This is a genomic window from Arthrobacter sp. Y3225209, from assembly GCF_059090685.1.
In genome coordinates this window covers 95,993-110,565 of the sequence record NZ_JBNHFW010000008.1, presented here as the reverse complement: position 1 = coordinate 110,565, position 14,573 = coordinate 95,993, and the positions used below count along the sequence as shown (strand labels likewise).

Genomic DNA, 14,573 nt, shown 5'->3' with positions numbered 1-14,573 from the left:
CGCCATTGGCTTCACCCTGGGCATGGGCATGTTCGCCGCGCTGGCCTTCGTCCCGACGTTCCTCCAGATGTCCACAGGCACCTCGGCGGCTGTCTCCAGCTGGGAGTGCACGGTGCTGAAACCGGTCAGCAGCCGGCTGGCCGATTCTTCGCCCACTTCGGCGGCGACCGTGTCATGGACCGAGGCGGTGAGCTTGTCCACGATGCTGCTGAGCAGGTAATTGTTCGCGTCATTGGTGGTGACGTGCAGGGTGGCCTGTCGGGCGCCGCCGAGGTCTGCGGCTGAGGCGAGGTTCGCGGAGAAATCCGCCGGAATGGCCAGGGCGAATTCGTAGCTGCCGGCACGGACCCCCTCATCGGCAGCACCGGCCCCGTCAACAATCTCCCAGTCGAAGGTGCCGTCCTCCAGCAGGTTCTCCCGCACCGAAGCGCCGACGTCGAGGCGGCCGTCGGCGGTGTCAGCGCCTTCATCGTCAACCACCAGCGCGGCCTTGACGCCGTCGAGGTTCCCGTAAGGGTCCCAGTTGGCGTACAGGTAGATGGCGCCGTACAGCAGGGGCACCAGGGACAGGGCAAGGATGGCCAGCTTGGGCAGGATGCCGGCGGTCATGCGTTTGAGCTCGCTCAGGGCGAGGCGGAAGACGGTCATGCGGAAGCCTTCGCGGTTTGGGCGGTCCCGGCGGTATCCGCCGCGGAACCTGCATTGGTATCTGCCGTGTCGCCGGCAACGGCGGAGGGTCCGGTCCACTCCGCAGGCAGCTGCGCAACCACGGCAACGGCGGTCACCTGCCGCCCGGCCGCGGAAACGGCTTCCGCCAGGAGGGGAAGCCAGGCATCCGGGTCCGGTCCGTGGCGGTCCGGTGAGTCAACCACCAGCAGGTCCACGGCAGCATCCGCCAGCGCCAGCCGGAGCAGCAGGTCCAGCCGTGCCGCGGCGCCCAGTTCCTCAATCCACAGCGGTCCCAGGTCCGCCAGGCCTTCGCCGGACAGCCAGGCGGACGCGCCCGTTCGCGGCCGGCTGCGGCGGGGAATCAGTGCCAGGTCCTCCGCCACCAGGTCCCGGACGCGCAGATGCCGCTCCGGTTCGCTGACCTCGGGCGAATCCAGCAGTGCTGCGTGCCGGCGCAGATGTTCCGGACGGGGATCGCGGCCCCAGGAAACGGAACCGGAGGTGGGGAGCATGCGGCCTGAAAGGGTCAGAGCCAGGGCCGTCCGGACGGACTGGTTGCCGCCGCAGGCAAGGAACAGTTCCCCGGCGCGGACCGTCAGGGACGTTGGCGGCAGAAGCGGGCTGTGGCGCCCCTTCACGAATAGATTGTCCGCACTGAGCATGGTCTTCGCCTTTTTGTCCGTGGATGCTTCGCGCCGGGCATACGGCGGGGCGCATCTGCCAACCTAGGCGAAACTGACTGGTCAGTGCAAATAGTGGTGCGGAGAGTTCCGCCACGTCCCAGCAGGCGGCAGTCCTACAGCCCGTATTTCTCCAGCAGCCTCAGCCATACTTCGCTGATGGTGGGGTAGGCCGGGACGGCGTGCCACAGACGGTCCAGGGGTACTTCGCCAACAATGGCGATGGTGGCGGCATGCAGCAGCTCCGAGACGCCCGGGCCGGCAAAGGTCATCCCGACCAGTACGCGGCGGTCCTCATCCACCACCATCTGCGCCCACCCGGTGTAATCATCCGCATACAGCGCTGAGCCCGCCACGGCAATGTCCAGCGAGGTTTCGGACACGTTGAGCCCGTCGGCCCGTGCCTGTTCAACGGTGCGCCCCACCATGGCGAGCTCGGGATCGGTAAACACCACCTGCGGTACGGCGTACTTGTCCGCGGTGGCGGTGTAGCGGGTCCAGGCAGCCGAGGCAGGCGCGGGTTTCCCGGCAGCCCGGGCTGCAATGGCATCACCCGTGGCGCGGGCTTCGTATTTCCCCTGGTGGGTAAGCAGTACCTTTCCGGCGGCATCGCCCACGGCATACAGCCAGCCGCCGTCCACACCCGCCACCTGTCCCGAGTCATCGACTTCCAGGGTGCGCGGATCCAGGCCCACCTCTTCCAGGCCGAGGTCCGCCAGTGCCGGACGGCGGCCGGTGGAAACCAGCAGTTTGTCTGCCGCTACGCTTTCGCCGCCCTCGAGCTCAAGGTGGACGCCGCCGTCGTCGGCTCCCCGGACCGAGGCGGGGGAAGTGTTGGTCCGTACGTCCACGCCGGCGTTCTTCAGTCCCTGCTCCACCAGGTTGCGCGCCGGTTCCGGAAAGGATTTCAGGAGGGGGCCGCGGGCGAGCAGCGTGACGGCCGAACCGAGCCGGGCGTAGGCCTGGGCCAGCTCCACGCCGGAAACTCCGCCGCCGATCACCACGAGCCGGCCGGGAATCTCCTGTGCGGAGGTCGCTTCCCGGGTTCCCCAGTAATCAACGGTGTCCAGCCCCGGAAGCGGGGGAGGGGTAGGTGTGGACCCTGTGGCCAGCACGACGGCGTGGCGTGCGGAAATGCGCAGGGTCCGGCCGTCGGTGGTCCGGACGTCCATTTCGCGCGGTGCGCTCAGCCGTGCCCGCCCGCGGACCAGCTCGATCCCGGCGTCGGCCACCCAGTCGGCCTGCCCGGCATCATCCCACTGAGAGGTGAAGGAATTCCGGCGGTCCAGTACGGCGCCGGTGTCCAAGGCGCCGGTGACGGCTTCGCGGGAACCGGCCACTGCCCGGGCCTCGGCCAGTGCGGTGCCGGGTCGCAGGAGTGCCTTCGAAGGCATGCAGGCCCAGTACGAGCACTCGCCGCCCACCAGATCCGCTTCAACGAGGACGGCGGAAAGTCCGCCCCGGACAACGCGGTCTGCCGCGTTTTCGCCGACGGCGCCGGCGCCGATAACAATTACATCGGTCTGCAGAGTCTCAGTCATGGACCGAGCCTTGCACTGCCGCGGTGCCGGGGCAACCTGTGGGCGGGCAACAAAAAACCCGGCCCGATCAGGTTGTCCTGATCGGGCCGGGTCCGAGTGGTGCGCGCGAAGGGATTCGAACCCCCAACCTTCTGATCCGTAGTCAGATGCTCTATCCGTTGAGCTACGCACGCATAAGAACTAGTCTATCAAAACCGATTCTCACCGGTTTCTTTCAAGTTCTTCCGTGGCTGTTTGGCCGTAGATAACTATAGCGGGGTTTTGAGGGGAGCGCCAATCGAGAGTGATGACGTCTCCGTCACTAGACCGGTCTATGTGACGTTAGTCACATTCACTTGGGGTTGAGGGCACATAACTCGTGGATTTCAGGGAGTCTTTGAGTCGCAGCCGCTAAAGGTGCGACCTTTCCAGCCGAAGCCGTCCGGAAGGCGCAACTAGCATCAAAACACACCACTGACCCAACGAAGGGAAGAGTCATGGGCGATGACGCGCGTCAGCTAGTTCTCGATGAGAGCGGCGAAAACGCTGCTAGCCAGCCGCTGGACAGCATAGACGGTGGGGCTGATGCCCCGACCACCCACCAGGCCCTCCTTGCGTGGGTGAAGGAAGTTGCCGAGCTGACGCAGCCTGACCGCGTGTATTGGGTCGATGGCTCCGAGGATGAAAACCGGATCCTGACCGATGAACTCGTGGACGCCGGAACCCTGGTCCGGCTGAACCCGGAAACCTTCCCGAACTCCTTCGCTGCGTTCTCCGATCCGAAGGACGTGGCCCGCGTCGAAGAGCAGACCTTCATCTGCTCGGAAAAGCGCGAAGACGCAGGGTTCACCAACAACTGGATGGACCCGGCCGAAATGCGTACCAAGCTGAACGGGCTTTTCGCCGGTTCCATGCGCGGACGCACCATGTACATTGTTCCCTTCGTGATGGGCCACCTCGAGGCCGAAGATCCGAAGTTCGGCGTCGAAATCACCGACAGCGCCTACGTGGTGGCCTCCATGCGCATCATGGCCCGGATCGGCACCGATGTGCTGCGGAAGATGGAAGAGCTGGATGCCTTCTTCGTGCCGGCGCTGCACTCCGTGGGCTACCCGCTGGCCGAGGGTGCCGAGGATGTTGCCTGGCCCTGCAGCGACGAGAAGTGGATTGTGCACTTCCCGGAGGACCGGTCCATCTGGTCCTACGGTTCCGGTTACGGCGGCAATGCCCTGCTGGGCAAGAAATGCTACGCCCTGCGTATTGCCTCCATCATGGCCCGCGACGAGGGCTGGCTCGCCGAGCACATGCTGATCCTCAAGCTCACCAGCCCGGAGCAGAAGGACTACTACGTTTCCGCCGCCTTCCCCTCGGCCTGCGGCAAGACCAACCTGGCCCTCCTTGATCCCACGATCGAGGGCTGGAAGGTGGAAACCCTGGGGGATGACATCACCTGGATGCGGTTCGGCAAGGAAGGGGAACTGCGCGCAGTCAACCCCGAGGCGGGCCTGTTCGGCGTTGCCCCCGGCACCGGCTGGAGCACCAACCCCAACGCCATGCGCGCCATCGCCAAGGGCAACTCCATTTTCACCAACGTGGCTCTGACCGATGACGGCGGAGTCTGGTGGGAGGGCATGACGGACGAAGCGCCGGCGCACCTGACGGACTGGCTCGGCCAGGACTGGACCCCCGAGTCCGGCCGCCCGGCAGCGCACCCGAACTCGCGGTTCTGCACCCCGATTGACCAGATTGACATGCTGGCCGACGAGTACCATTCCCCGAACGGCGTCCCGGTCTCCGCGATCCTCTTCGGCGGCCGCCGCAAGACCACGGTCCCGCTGGTGACCGAGGCCCGCGACTGGGCCAGCGGCATCTTCATGGGTTCCACGCTGTCCTCCGAAACCACCGCGGCCGCTGCCGGCCAGGTGGGCGTGGTCCGCCGCGACCCCATGGCCATGCTGCCCTTTATGGGCTACGACGCCGGGGACTACCTGCGCCACTGGATCGAACTCAGCGGCAAGGCCAATCAGGAGACGCTGCCCAAGATCTTCCTGGTCAACTGGTTCCGCCGGACGGCTGACGGCGGATTTGCGTGGCCGGGCTTCGGCGACAACGCCCGGGTGCTCAAGTGGGTCATTGAACGCCTCGAAGGCAAGGCCGGCGCCGTGGAAACCCCCATCGGCTTTGTGCCGACCGGGGATTCCATTGACCTCACCGGCCTGGACATGACGCCCGAGGACGTGGAGCAGGCAGTGCGGGTGGATCCGCAGGAATGGGCCACCGAACTGGACGGTATCGATGAGTGGTACGCCCGCTTCGGGTCCACTCTGCCGCAGGAGCTTCAGGACCGGCTGGCTGAGCTGAAGGAACGCTTCGCTGCCTGAGGCTGAACCTCACGGATAGAAGAACAAAAAGGGTGGTCCCGCCGAATCCGGCGGGACCACCCTTTTTGTTTTACTGCTGATTGTTTTACTGCTGAGGCTTAGGCTTCCTCTGCGGCCCAGACGATCGGTTCGCCGCCCTCCCAGATGGGCTCGTTGAAGGTCCACTCTTCCCCGTTGGAGGAGTAGGTCTGGATGGCGGAAATGCAGACGCCTTCGGAGTGTTCGGTCACCACGTGGATGGCGTCGGTGTTTTCCTCCGGCAGGTGGATGTCGGAGAAGACCGCCACTGCACGGTTCTCACCCTTCTGCTCGGTAAGCACCGTGTAAATGTCATCGATCATGGCGTCGGCGTCGAGGTCCTCGTCGCTTTCCTCCGGTGCAACAGCGATCATCCGCAGTTCGCCGTCGTTCTGCACCACGAGTGCGGCGGGCAGGAACGCGCCCTGCGCTTCCAGCTGCTCCTGGGCGACGCCCAGGGCCGTGCCGATCAGGGAGTTCAGATCCTCCTGGACCTGGGCGGAGGGTTCGCTGCCGTTCAGTTCTACATCTGCCATGTTTATTTCCTCACTAGTTCAAGTACGTGGTCGCGGACGCGCTCCATGGTGGGCAGGTCCTCTGCTTCAGCGTTCAGCCGCAGGAAGGGTTCTGTGTTCGAGGCGCGGAGGTTGAACCACCACGCGCCGTCGTCGGAAGTGAACGTCAGGCCGTCGAGCGCGTCAACCGTGACGCCGTCGCGCCCGTATTCGGCGCGGACGCGGTCCAGCGCAGCGGGGACGTCCTCGACCCGGGAGTTCACTTCGCCGGAGGAGAAGTACGGTTCGTATTCACGGGCCAGGTCCGAGAGGATGCGGTTCTGCTCGCCCAGGGCGGCCAGGACGTGCATGGCCGCCAGCATGCCGGTATCCGCGTTGTAGAAATCCCGGAAGTAATAGTGCGCGGAGTGCTCGCCGCCGAAGACAGCTCCTTCGCTGGCCATGACGGCCTTGATGAAGGAGTGGCCCACCCGCGTGCGGACGGCGCGGCCGCCGTCATGCGCCACCAGCTCGGGCACGGCACGGGAGGTGATCAGGTTGTGGATGATCACCGGGGTCTGCTCCCCGGCCGCCTTGGCACGGGCAATTTCGCGGCGGGCCACCAGCGCGGTGACGGCGGACGGGCTCACCGGCTCGCCCTTTTCATCAATCACGAAGCAGCGGTCGGCGTCGCCGTCGAACGCAAGGCCGATGTCGGCGCCGTGTTCGATGACGGCGGCCTGCAGGTCCCGCAGGTTTTCCGGCTCCAGCGGGTTGGCCGGGTGGTTCGGGAAGGACCCGTCCAGTTCAAAGTACAGCGGCACAATATCCAGCGGCAGGCCGGGCAGGATGCTGTCACCCAGCACCGCCGGGGTGGTCATGCCGGCCATACCGTTGCCGGCGTCCACCACAACCTTCAGCGGGCGGATACCGGAAAGGTCCACCAGGTTGCGCAGGTAGCCGGCGTAATCGGCGAGCACGTCGCGGACGGAGATCCGGCCGGGCTGAGCCACGGTGTCAAACCCCGCGCCGTTCAGGTACTGCTCGGCGAGGGCCTGGATTTCCCGCAGGCCGGTCTCGGAAGAGATGGGCACGGCTCCGGCCTTGGCCATTTTGATGCCGTTGTACTGTGCCGGGTTGTGGCTGGCCGTGAACGTGACACCGGCAGCGTTGAGCACACCGCAGGCGTAGTACAGCTCGTCTGTGGAGATCAGGTCCAGCAGCAGCACATCGGCGCCGCGGGCGGTGGCCCCGCGGGCAAAGTCCCGGATGAACTCGGGCGAGGACGGACGCATGTCACCGCCTACCAGCACCGTCTGTCCGGCCAGGCCCTGGACGTCAACAAACGCGGCCCCTACGGCCTCGACGATCTGCGGGGTGATTGTCTCGCCCACGACGCCGCGGACGTCATAGGCCTTAAAGGACGCGGAGAGGTCGAATGCATTGTTCACGTGGGCCAGTCTATAGGGCCGCCTGCGGCACGGGACTTGTGCACACCGGAAATCCGCCGCAGGAAACAGTCAGAGGAGGCTGGGATAGTGGAGGTATGGAACGCACGGATATAGATGCCCCCTCTGACGCCCCTTCTGACGGCGCGGCCCGGAACCCCGCCCTGCATGCTGAAGCCGTGCAGCTGCTGCGGGCCTTGGTGGGCACCGATTCGGCGCAGTTCCACCAGGACCAGTTTGAGGCCATTGAGGCGCTGGTCTCCGGCGGACGGCGTGCCCTGGTGGTCCAGCGCACCGGCTGGGGAAAGTCCGCCGTGTACTTCGTCGCCAGCCTCCTGCTGCGTGCCCGCGGTGCCGGACCCACACTGATTGTCTCCCCGCTGCTGGCCCTGATGCGGGACCAGGTGGCCGCCGCCGGGCGTGCCGGGGTCCGGGCGGAGGCCATCAACTCCGCCAACCAGCTGGAATGGCAGGAGATCTCCGCCAAGCTGGAAGCCGATGAGGTGGATGTGCTGCTGGTCTCCCCGGAGCGGCTGAACAACCCGGGATTCCGGGAACAGCACCTGCCCGAACTGATCCGCCGCTCCGGGCTGCTGGTGATTGATGAAGCGCACTGCATTTCCGACTGGGGCCACGATTTCCGCCCGGATTACCGCCGGATCCGGAACCTGATTGAACAGCTGCCCGCCACCGTGCCGGTGCTGGCCACCACGGCAACCGCCAACAGCCGTGTGGTGAAGGACATAGAGGACCAGCTGGCCGCAGGCGGGGAAGACGTCTTCACCATCCGCGGTCCGCTGGCACGGAAGTCACTGCGGCTGGGAGTGCTGCGGCTGCCCAATCCTCGGGACCGGCTGGCCTGGCTGCTGACCCACCTGGAGGAGCTGCCAGGCAGCGGCATCATCTACGCCCTGACGGTATCCGGCGCTGAAGACACGGCCCGGCTGCTGCAGAAGGCCGGGCATCCGGTACTCGCGTACACCGGGCGCACCGATCCGGCGGACCGGGAGGAAGCCGAAGCGGCACTGAAGGAGAACCGGGTCAAGGCACTGGTGGCCACCAGTGCGCTGGGCATGGGTTTCGACAAACCGGACCTGGGCTTCGTGATCCATCTGGGTGCACCCTCCTCCCCGGTGGCGTACTACCAGCAGGTGGGACGCGCCGGCCGCGGCACTCCCAATGCCGACGTCCTGCTGCTGCCCGGTGCCGAGGACCGGGACATCTGGCAGTACTTCGCCACCTCCTCCATGCCCGCCGAAGGCCCGGCCAACGCGGTGCTCGCGGAACTGGCCGACGGCGCGGTGCTGTCCACCGGAGCCCTGGAAACCCGGGTCAACCTCAAGCGCTCGCCGCTGGAACTGCTGCTGAAGGTGCTGTCCGTGGACGGCGCCGTGGAAAAGGTGACCGGCGGCTGGCGGGGCACCGGGAAGCCGTGGCACTACGACCGCGAACGCTACGAGCGGATTGCCGCAGCCCGGGTGAAGGAACAGCAGGCAATGCTGGATTACGAGAGCACCTCCGGCTGCCGGATGCAGTTCCTCTCCCTGCAGCTCGATGATCCCGCTGCGGCGCCGTGCGGACGGTGCGACAACTGTGCCGGACGCTGGTTTGCCTCCGATGTTGCCGAGGAGGCGGCGGACAACGCCGGACAGGCACTGAACAAGGTGGGTGTGGATGTGGACCCGCGGGGTATGTACCCCTCGGGCATGGACCGGCTGGGCGTGCCGGTGAAGGGCAAAATCAAGCCGGCCCAGGCGGTCTCCTCCGGGCGTGCGCTGGCCCGGCTCACCGATCTGGGCTGGGGCGGCCGGCTGCGGGAGATCTTCGCCCCCGGCGCCGGGGACGCTCCGGCGGATGCCGCGCTGATCAACGGCTGCGTCCAGGTGCTGGCGCAGTGGGGCTGGGAGCAGCGCCCGGTGGCGATTGTGTCCGTCCCGTCCCGGTCTCATCCGCAGCTGGTGGATTCGCTGGCACGCGGGCTGTCCGAGTTGGGCCGGATTCCGTATCTGGGCGCCCTGCTGGCCCCGCACGGCGGCCCCACCGGCGGCCCGGGCGGCAACAGCGCCTTCCGGCTCGCGTCGGTCTGGGACCAGTTCGCCGTCCCGCCCGAGGGCGCTGCCTGGTTCGCTGCCAACCCGGGTCCGGTGCTGCTGGTGGACGATTTCGCGGACAGCCGCTGGACCCTGACCGAAGCAGGCCGGGTGCTGCGCGAGGCCGGTGCCGAGTCGGTGCTGCCCTTTGTCCTGGCGCTGAAGGCCTGACCGGCAGCCTCAGCCCTCGGCGAGGAAGCCCAGCAGTGCCTTGTTGACCTCGGTGTGGTGGGTCCACAGCAGTCCATGGGGTGCGCCGTCGATCTCCACATACCCGGCTTCCGGCACCAGTGTGCGGAACCGGCGGGCAGTGGCATCGATGGGCAGGATGTTGTCCGCTGTGCCGTGCAGAATCAATACCGGCTTCCCACTGTCGCGGACCGCCTCCACATCCGCCCGGAAGTCCTCAATCCAGGTGGGAACCACCGCGTAGGCGGCCATCGGCGCGCTGCCCGCGGCGGTATTCCAGCTGGCGGTCACCGCTTCCTGGCTAATCCGCGTGCCCAGGTTCTCCTCCAGGTTGTAAAAGTCGGAGAAGAAGCTGGTGAACCAGGCGAACCGGTCCTCCCGGGCCGCGGCTTCGATCCCGTCGAAGACATCCTGCGGCACACCGTCCGGGTTGTCCTCCCGGGCCACCAGGAAGGGTTCAAGCGAGGCGAGGAAGGCGAGTTTTGAAATGCGCCCGGCACCGTACCGGGAGACGTACCGGGCCAGCTCGCCGGTGCCCATGGAAAAACCGACCAGAACCACGTTGTTCAGGTCCAAGGTCTCCAACAGTGCGTTCAGGTCCTCAGCGAACGTGTCGTAGTCGTATCCGGTCCCTGCCATCGCGGACCGGCCAAACCCGCGGCGGTCGTAGGTGATCACACGGTAGCCGGCCGCCAGCAGCTCACGGGTCTGCCGCTCCCAACTGGAGCCATCCAAGGGATAACCGTGGATCAGCACCACCGGTTGCCCGTCGCCGTGGTCTTCGTAATAGAGGTGGACTGTGGTGCTGTTTTCGGTGCCTGCGGCAATGTATCCCATGCTGGTTTCCTCTTCCCGGTCCCTGCGGAACCAATGATCCGCTGCGCAGTACCCGCTCTGCGTCGAAGGTGACACTATTTCCGCAGCGTCGCGCCGTAAACACGTGGCCGGGGAAACGGGCTCGCGGCCCGCCGACGCCGCGGCAGCGGAACCGCGGACGGCGTGCTAGATTTCCCGACACCGGGACCCGACCCACGGACTAGGGCATCCCGGCAGGACGAGGGGACACACGGGGGAGAACCATGGGCACCCAAACGGCAGCGCCCACACCGGGCACGGATGCGGCGTATTCCGCCGACCGCCGGGCGGCCCTGTGGCTGTACGCTGCCACAGGCACGGCGGCAGCGCTCGGGATGGTGTGGCAGCTGGCGGGAGCCGGCGGGCTGCCGTTTGTTCCGCAGAACCAGGCCGGCTCCCTGCTGGTGGCCTTCGGCGCCGGAATCCTGGCGGCGGCCCTGCTGGTGGCCGCCTGGTTCCTCACTGCACGCGCGGAGGAACGCCTGGGGATCCGGCAGCAGCGCGGAGCCCTGGCGGCACTGGCCGGGCTGGGCGTCTTCTGTATTCCGTTTACTCCCGCACTGGTCTTCAGCCCGGTTCCCGGTCTTGCGCTGATTCTGCTCTCGGTGCGGACCCGGGACCTCCGCACCGCAGCCATGGGTGGAACGGCACTGGCGGCGGCCCTGGTGCTGGCTTTTTTCCCGGACCTGCCCTTCGCCGTGCCGATCCTGGCTCTGGTTGCCGCAGCCGCGTTCGCCGTGGTTGTGCAGGCACACTCCCGCCACGGCCGGGGCGGCGCGGGTTACTCCCCGCGGAAAACCGGCTGACGCCGCTCGGCGAACGCGGCGGTGGCCTCACCGAAGTCGTGGCTGGCCAGGAACGCCGAGTTCCAGACCTGCACATAATCCAGCCCGTCCTGCACGGAGTTCTGCGTCCGCCGGTTCATCACCTGCTTGACGCCCTGCACCACCAGCGGCGGGTTCGCTGCCACCTGGGCGGCCAGCTCACGGCCCCGGGCGACGACGTCGTCAGCCACTTCGGTGACCAGGCCCAGTTCACGGGCGCGGGCGGCGTCGAAGTCTTCGCCTGTCAGGGCCAGCTGCCGGGTGGCACCCTCACCGATGATGGCCGGCAGGCGCTGCAGCGAGCCGAGATCGGCCACGATGGCCACCTTCACTTCGCGGACGCTGAACCGTGCGGCAGGGGAGGAGATGCGGATGTCCGCCGCGGCGATCACATCAATGGCCCCGCCGATGCACCAGCCGTCCACGGCGGCAATCACGGGTTTGGCGCAGCGGGCCAGCGAACTGACGGCGTCCTGCAATGCGCGGATCTGCCGGCGGAAACCCTCACGCAACCTGGCGTCCATCCCGCCGGCACCCAGCAACGGGGCGAAGACGGGAGCCATGGCCGGCAGGTCCAGGCCGTAGCTGAAGTTCCCGCCGGACCCGTACAGCAGGACGGACCGGACGTCGTCGTTGGTGCTCAGGGCATCAAAGACCTCGGGCAGCTCCGTCCAGAAATCCGGGCCCATGGCGTTGCCCTTAGACGGGCCAATCAGCTGGACCTCGGCTACGCCGGCATGAATTTCGACACGGAGGGACCGCAGTCCCGGCAAAGTGGTGGCGCTGGAAGTCATGGCATCTCCGTTGATTGGCCGTGCATGTGTCGAACGTCAATATACCGGCCGTTTTAGGGCCCGGAGAAAGCGAAGCTAGGATCAAGGTATGGAGCTTGCGGTTATCATCCTCTTCGTCCTATCCATCGCTGTTGTGAGCGCGCTCGTGGGCAGGTTCGAGAAGCGCCGCGCCGCCGCGGCCAAGGACCGTCCGGCCTCGGCCGAACCGCGCCCCACCGACGGGCAGCCGGCCAGGCCTGCCCGCCCGTCGCGCCCGCGTCCCGCACCCGGGGAGACCGGCACCTCGCCGCAGGCCGCCAAGGACGCGGCCGCCCTGCTTAGCGCGGACCAGCACCGGCAGATCTATGCCGCACTGGGCCAGGGTCAGCCGGTCAAGGCACTGAAGCTTTACGCCATGTTTACCGGCGCCGGTATCCGCGCCTCGGGTGCCGCCATCCAGAACATGGCCGCACACCCGCAGCCGTACGTGCGCCCCATCCCGGACCCCGCACCCGAATCCGGGAGCGATGCCGCACCCGCAAAGGGTGCTGCGACACCGGACGCCGCCGCGAAGGCAGGCAAGGCCGATCCGGTGGAGGAAGAGGAAATCAGCAAATGGGCGCAGCAGCTGCGGCCCGAGGATTTCCTGAAGCCCTGACGGCTCTTCGAACCTGAAACAGCAACGCCGGACCGGCAGCCCGGTCCGGCGTTGCTGTTCTTCGGGGCTCTCCCTGCGTCGGGAGCTTAGCGTCCGGTGCGTCCGCCGCCGAGCAGGCGCTCGCGCTGGTTCAGCCCGTCGGGGCCATAGGGATAGTTCCCTACCTGCGGCATGCTCAGCTCGGTGAGCCTCTCGGTCTCCTCCTGAGTGAGCGTGAGGAACGCTGCGCCCAGATTGTCTGCCAGCTGGTCGGTGGTCCGTGCACCGAGAATCACCGAAGTCACTCCCGGGCGTCCTGCCAGCCAGGCCAGGGCCACCTGTGCCACCGTTGCCCCGTGGGCGTGTGCAACGGTGCGCAGCTCGTCCAGGATCCGCCAGGTCCGTTCGTTGTGGCTGCGCAGATCCCAGCCCTGGAACTGGCGGGTGGGGTTATCTCCCACGCGGGTGTTTCCCGCAGGCACGGTCTCCCGGTCATACTTGCCGGTGAGCCAGCCGCCGGCCAGCGGGGACCAGGGCAGCAGGCCCAGGCCGGCATCGAGTGCCGCCGGAACAATTTCCGATTCGATTTCACGTTCCAGCAGGTTGTACTGCGGCTGCAGGGTCACCGGCAGCGCCCAGCCGTGTTCGCGGGCCACATACACGGCCTTGGTCAGCTGCCAGCCGGTGAAATTGGAGAGACCGTAGTAGCTGATCTTGCCTGCGGTGATGGCGTCATTGAGGAAGCCCAGGCTTTCCTCCAGCGGAGTGTACGGATCCCAGGAGTGCAGCTGGTACAGGTCCACGTGGTCCACGCCCAGCCGGGTGAGGGAGTCATCCAGGGCGCGGCGCAGGTGCCGGCGGGAGGTGCCCAGGTCATTGGCGCCCGAGCCCATGGGGAAACGGCCTTTGGTGGCCAGCACGACGTCGGCGGCGGCGTCGGGATTGGCGTGCAGCCAGCGGCCGATGATTTCCTCCGATGCACCGGAGGTGTAGACATCCGCGGTGTCAATGAAGTTGCCGCCGGCGGCCACGTAGTCATTGAGCAGGGCGTGCGAGACGCGCTCGTCGGACTCGTTGCCGAAGGTCATGGTGCCGAGGGCATAGTTGCTCACCGCAGTGCCGCTGCGGCCCAGTAGTCGCATTTCCATGGGGGCTTCCTTCACTGTTGGGATGCTGACGGACCGGCTGCCAGCCTATCCGGCTCCGGCTCCGAACGCAGCGGCATACGATCGATGCGCAATGCGGCGAACAGCAGGGAGTCCCGCCGCTGCCCGTTGACGCTCTTATGGCCGCGCAGCCTGCCTTCAAAGCGGAAGCCGTTTTTCTCCAGCACCCGCACCGAGCCGGTGTTGTCCGGGTGGCAGGTGGCTTCCACCCGTTCCAGTCCCACGGTGTCGAAAGCATGGTCCAGCAGCAGCCCGGCGGTTTCGGTGCCGATGCCCTGCCCCCAGGCATCCTTCGCCAGGGTATAGCCCAGTTCCCCGTTCCGGTCCGCGGGGCTGGTGGTCCACACCGCTGCCGTGCCCACTACCTCACAGTTCACCGTGACGGCGAGCGTGAAGCCGGGCCGCTCCGGCGCGGCAGCTTCCGCGACGGCGCCGTCAAGAAAAGAGCGGGTTTCCTCGGGCGTGTTGGGCCCCCACGTGGACCACTGAACCACCGCCGGGTCCGAGGCGAAGGAATGTACGGCGTCGAAATCGGTGGGCATGAGGTCCCGCAGGGTCACGCGCGGTCCCCTGCGTGGTCCCCTGCGCGGGAAGTTGTTAGTCGGCACGGAGCTGAATCTACCGGAGCCGGAGCGCAGTTGCCGGAGCAGGGATGCGCGCCGAAAAGGAGGGGATAAGCCGCCGTCCCGGGGGTGAACGCAAAAAGTCCCCCGGAAAACCGGGGGACTAGTGGCGGAGACGGGGAGATTTGAACTCCCGGTGGGCTTTAGGCCCACACTTCATTAGCAGTGAAGCCCATTCGGCCGCTCTGGCACGTCTCCAACATACT

The 14,573-nt window shown here is 66.9% G+C and carries 13 protein-coding genes and 2 tRNA genes; 4 read left to right on the top strand and 11 right to left on the bottom strand.

Annotation, left to right across the window (positions count from 1 at the left end):
- From AC5RVB_RS06875 to AC5RVB_RS06860, 4 genes are all read right to left on the bottom strand, one after another.
- Positions 1-648: YhgE/Pip domain-containing protein (locus tag AC5RVB_RS06875; RefSeq protein WP_494142290.1), on the bottom strand; the 648-nt coding region annotated here is incomplete at its 3' end.
- On the bottom strand, positions 645-1,331 hold the full coding sequence (locus AC5RVB_RS06870) for a P-loop NTPase family protein (protein WP_494142289.1): 687 nt from the start codon (positions 1,329-1,331) through the stop codon (positions 645-647). The genes AC5RVB_RS06875 and AC5RVB_RS06870, both read right to left, overlap by 4 nt.
- A 134-nt stretch (positions 1,332-1,465) precedes the next feature.
- Complete coding sequence (locus AC5RVB_RS06865; protein ID WP_494142288.1) at positions 1,466-2,890, bottom strand: dihydrolipoyl dehydrogenase family protein; 1,425 nt, start codon at positions 2,888-2,890, stop codon at positions 1,466-1,468.
- 97 nt (positions 2,891-2,987) lie between these two features.
- Positions 2,988-3,063: transfer RNA gene (locus tag AC5RVB_RS06860), tRNA-Arg, on the bottom strand.
- A 303-nt stretch (positions 3,064-3,366) separates the two neighbouring features.
- On the opposite strand from AC5RVB_RS06860, the gene AC5RVB_RS06855 reads away from it, so the two are divergent.
- A complete protein-coding gene (locus AC5RVB_RS06855) occupies positions 3,367-5,250 on the top strand; it encodes a phosphoenolpyruvate carboxykinase (GTP) (RefSeq protein ID WP_227905026.1) in 1,884 nt (627 codons plus the stop codon).
- 98 nt (positions 5,251-5,348) lie between these two features.
- Here AC5RVB_RS06855 and AC5RVB_RS06850 read toward each other — a convergent pair whose 3' ends face one another.
- Together AC5RVB_RS06850 and AC5RVB_RS06845 are read right to left on the bottom strand one after the other, a co-directional pair.
- The gene (locus AC5RVB_RS06850; protein ID WP_494142287.1) at positions 5,349-5,804 is read right to left on the bottom strand and encodes a hypothetical protein; all 456 of its coding nucleotides are present in this window, start codon (positions 5,802-5,804) and stop codon (positions 5,349-5,351) included.
- A gap of 2 nt (positions 5,805-5,806) precedes the next feature.
- On the bottom strand, positions 5,807-7,213 hold the full coding sequence (locus tag AC5RVB_RS06845; protein WP_494142286.1) for a phosphomannomutase/phosphoglucomutase: 1,407 nt from the start codon (positions 7,211-7,213) through the stop codon (positions 5,807-5,809).
- A 95-nt stretch (positions 7,214-7,308) separates the two neighbouring features.
- Between AC5RVB_RS06845 and AC5RVB_RS06840 the strand changes: the two genes are divergently transcribed.
- A complete protein-coding gene (locus tag AC5RVB_RS06840) occupies positions 7,309-9,471 on the top strand; it encodes a RecQ family ATP-dependent DNA helicase (RefSeq protein ID WP_494142285.1) in 2,163 nt (720 codons plus the stop codon).
- Between the two features lie 9 nt (positions 9,472-9,480).
- Here AC5RVB_RS06840 and AC5RVB_RS06835 read toward each other — a convergent pair whose 3' ends face one another.
- Positions 9,481-10,326 (bottom strand): alpha/beta fold hydrolase, encoded by an 846-nt coding sequence (locus AC5RVB_RS06835; protein WP_227929376.1) that lies wholly within the window; start codon positions 10,324-10,326, stop codon positions 9,481-9,483.
- A 242-nt stretch (positions 10,327-10,568) separates the two neighbouring features.
- Between AC5RVB_RS06835 and AC5RVB_RS06830 the strand changes: the two genes are divergently transcribed.
- A complete protein-coding gene (locus AC5RVB_RS06830; RefSeq protein WP_227905034.1) occupies positions 10,569-11,150 on the top strand; it encodes a hypothetical protein in 582 nt (193 codons plus the stop codon).
- On the opposite strand, the gene AC5RVB_RS06825 is transcribed toward AC5RVB_RS06830, so the two are convergent.
- Positions 11,126-11,962, bottom strand: a complete 837-nt coding sequence (locus AC5RVB_RS06825; protein WP_227905037.1) for a crotonase/enoyl-CoA hydratase family protein — start codon at positions 11,960-11,962, stop codon at positions 11,126-11,128. The genes AC5RVB_RS06830 and AC5RVB_RS06825 overlap by 25 nt on opposite strands.
- An 88-nt stretch (positions 11,963-12,050) precedes the next feature.
- On the opposite strand from AC5RVB_RS06825, the gene AC5RVB_RS06820 reads away from it, so the two are divergent.
- Positions 12,051-12,599: a hypothetical protein gene (locus AC5RVB_RS06820; protein ID WP_494142284.1), complete on the top strand. Its 549-nt coding sequence runs from the start codon at positions 12,051-12,053 to the stop codon at positions 12,597-12,599.
- 86 nt (positions 12,600-12,685) lie between these two features.
- Here AC5RVB_RS06820 and AC5RVB_RS06815 read toward each other — a convergent pair whose 3' ends face one another.
- From AC5RVB_RS06815 to AC5RVB_RS06805, 3 genes are all read right to left on the bottom strand, one after another.
- The gene (locus tag AC5RVB_RS06815) at positions 12,686-13,726 is read right to left on the bottom strand and encodes an aldo/keto reductase (protein WP_494142283.1); all 1,041 of its coding nucleotides are present in this window, start codon (positions 13,724-13,726) and stop codon (positions 12,686-12,688) included.
- Positions 13,727-13,737: 11 nt separating this feature from the next.
- Complete coding sequence (locus AC5RVB_RS06810; RefSeq protein ID WP_290245888.1) at positions 13,738-14,352, bottom strand: GNAT family N-acetyltransferase; 615 nt, start codon at positions 14,350-14,352, stop codon at positions 13,738-13,740.
- Positions 14,353-14,474: 122 nt separating this feature from the next.
- Positions 14,475-14,565: transfer RNA gene (locus tag AC5RVB_RS06805), tRNA-Ser, on the bottom strand.
- Positions 14,566-14,573: the final 8 nt, after the last annotated feature.

Coding starts and splice junctions, on each gene's coding strand:
- AC5RVB_RS06840 (WP_494142285.1), top strand. CDS start 7,309: ATGGAACGCACGGATATAGATGCCCCCTCTGACGCCCCTTCTGACGGC.
- AC5RVB_RS06865 (WP_494142288.1), bottom strand. CDS start 2,890: ATGACTGAGACTCTGCAGACCGATGTAATTGTTATCGGCGCCGGCGCC.
- AC5RVB_RS06820 (WP_494142284.1), top strand. CDS start 12,051: ATGGAGCTTGCGGTTATCATCCTCTTCGTCCTATCCATCGCTGTTGTG.
- AC5RVB_RS06850 (WP_494142287.1), bottom strand. CDS start 5,804: ATGGCAGATGTAGAACTGAACGGCAGCGAACCCTCCGCCCAGGTCCAG.
- AC5RVB_RS06815 (WP_494142283.1), bottom strand. CDS start 13,726: ATGGAAATGCGACTACTGGGCCGCAGCGGCACTGCGGTGAGCAACTAT.
- AC5RVB_RS06835 (WP_227929376.1), bottom strand. CDS start 10,326: ATGGGATACATTGCCGCAGGCACCGAAAACAGCACCACAGTCCACCTC.
- AC5RVB_RS06825 (WP_227905037.1), bottom strand. CDS start 11,962: ATGACTTCCAGCGCCACCACTTTGCCGGGACTGCGGTCCCTCCGTGTC.
- AC5RVB_RS06870 (WP_494142289.1), bottom strand. CDS start 1,331: ATGCTCAGTGCGGACAATCTATTCGTGAAGGGGCGCCACAGCCCGCTT.
- AC5RVB_RS06855 (WP_227905026.1), top strand. CDS start 3,367: ATGGGCGATGACGCGCGTCAGCTAGTTCTCGATGAGAGCGGCGAAAAC.
- AC5RVB_RS06830 (WP_227905034.1), top strand. CDS start 10,569: ATGGGCACCCAAACGGCAGCGCCCACACCGGGCACGGATGCGGCGTAT.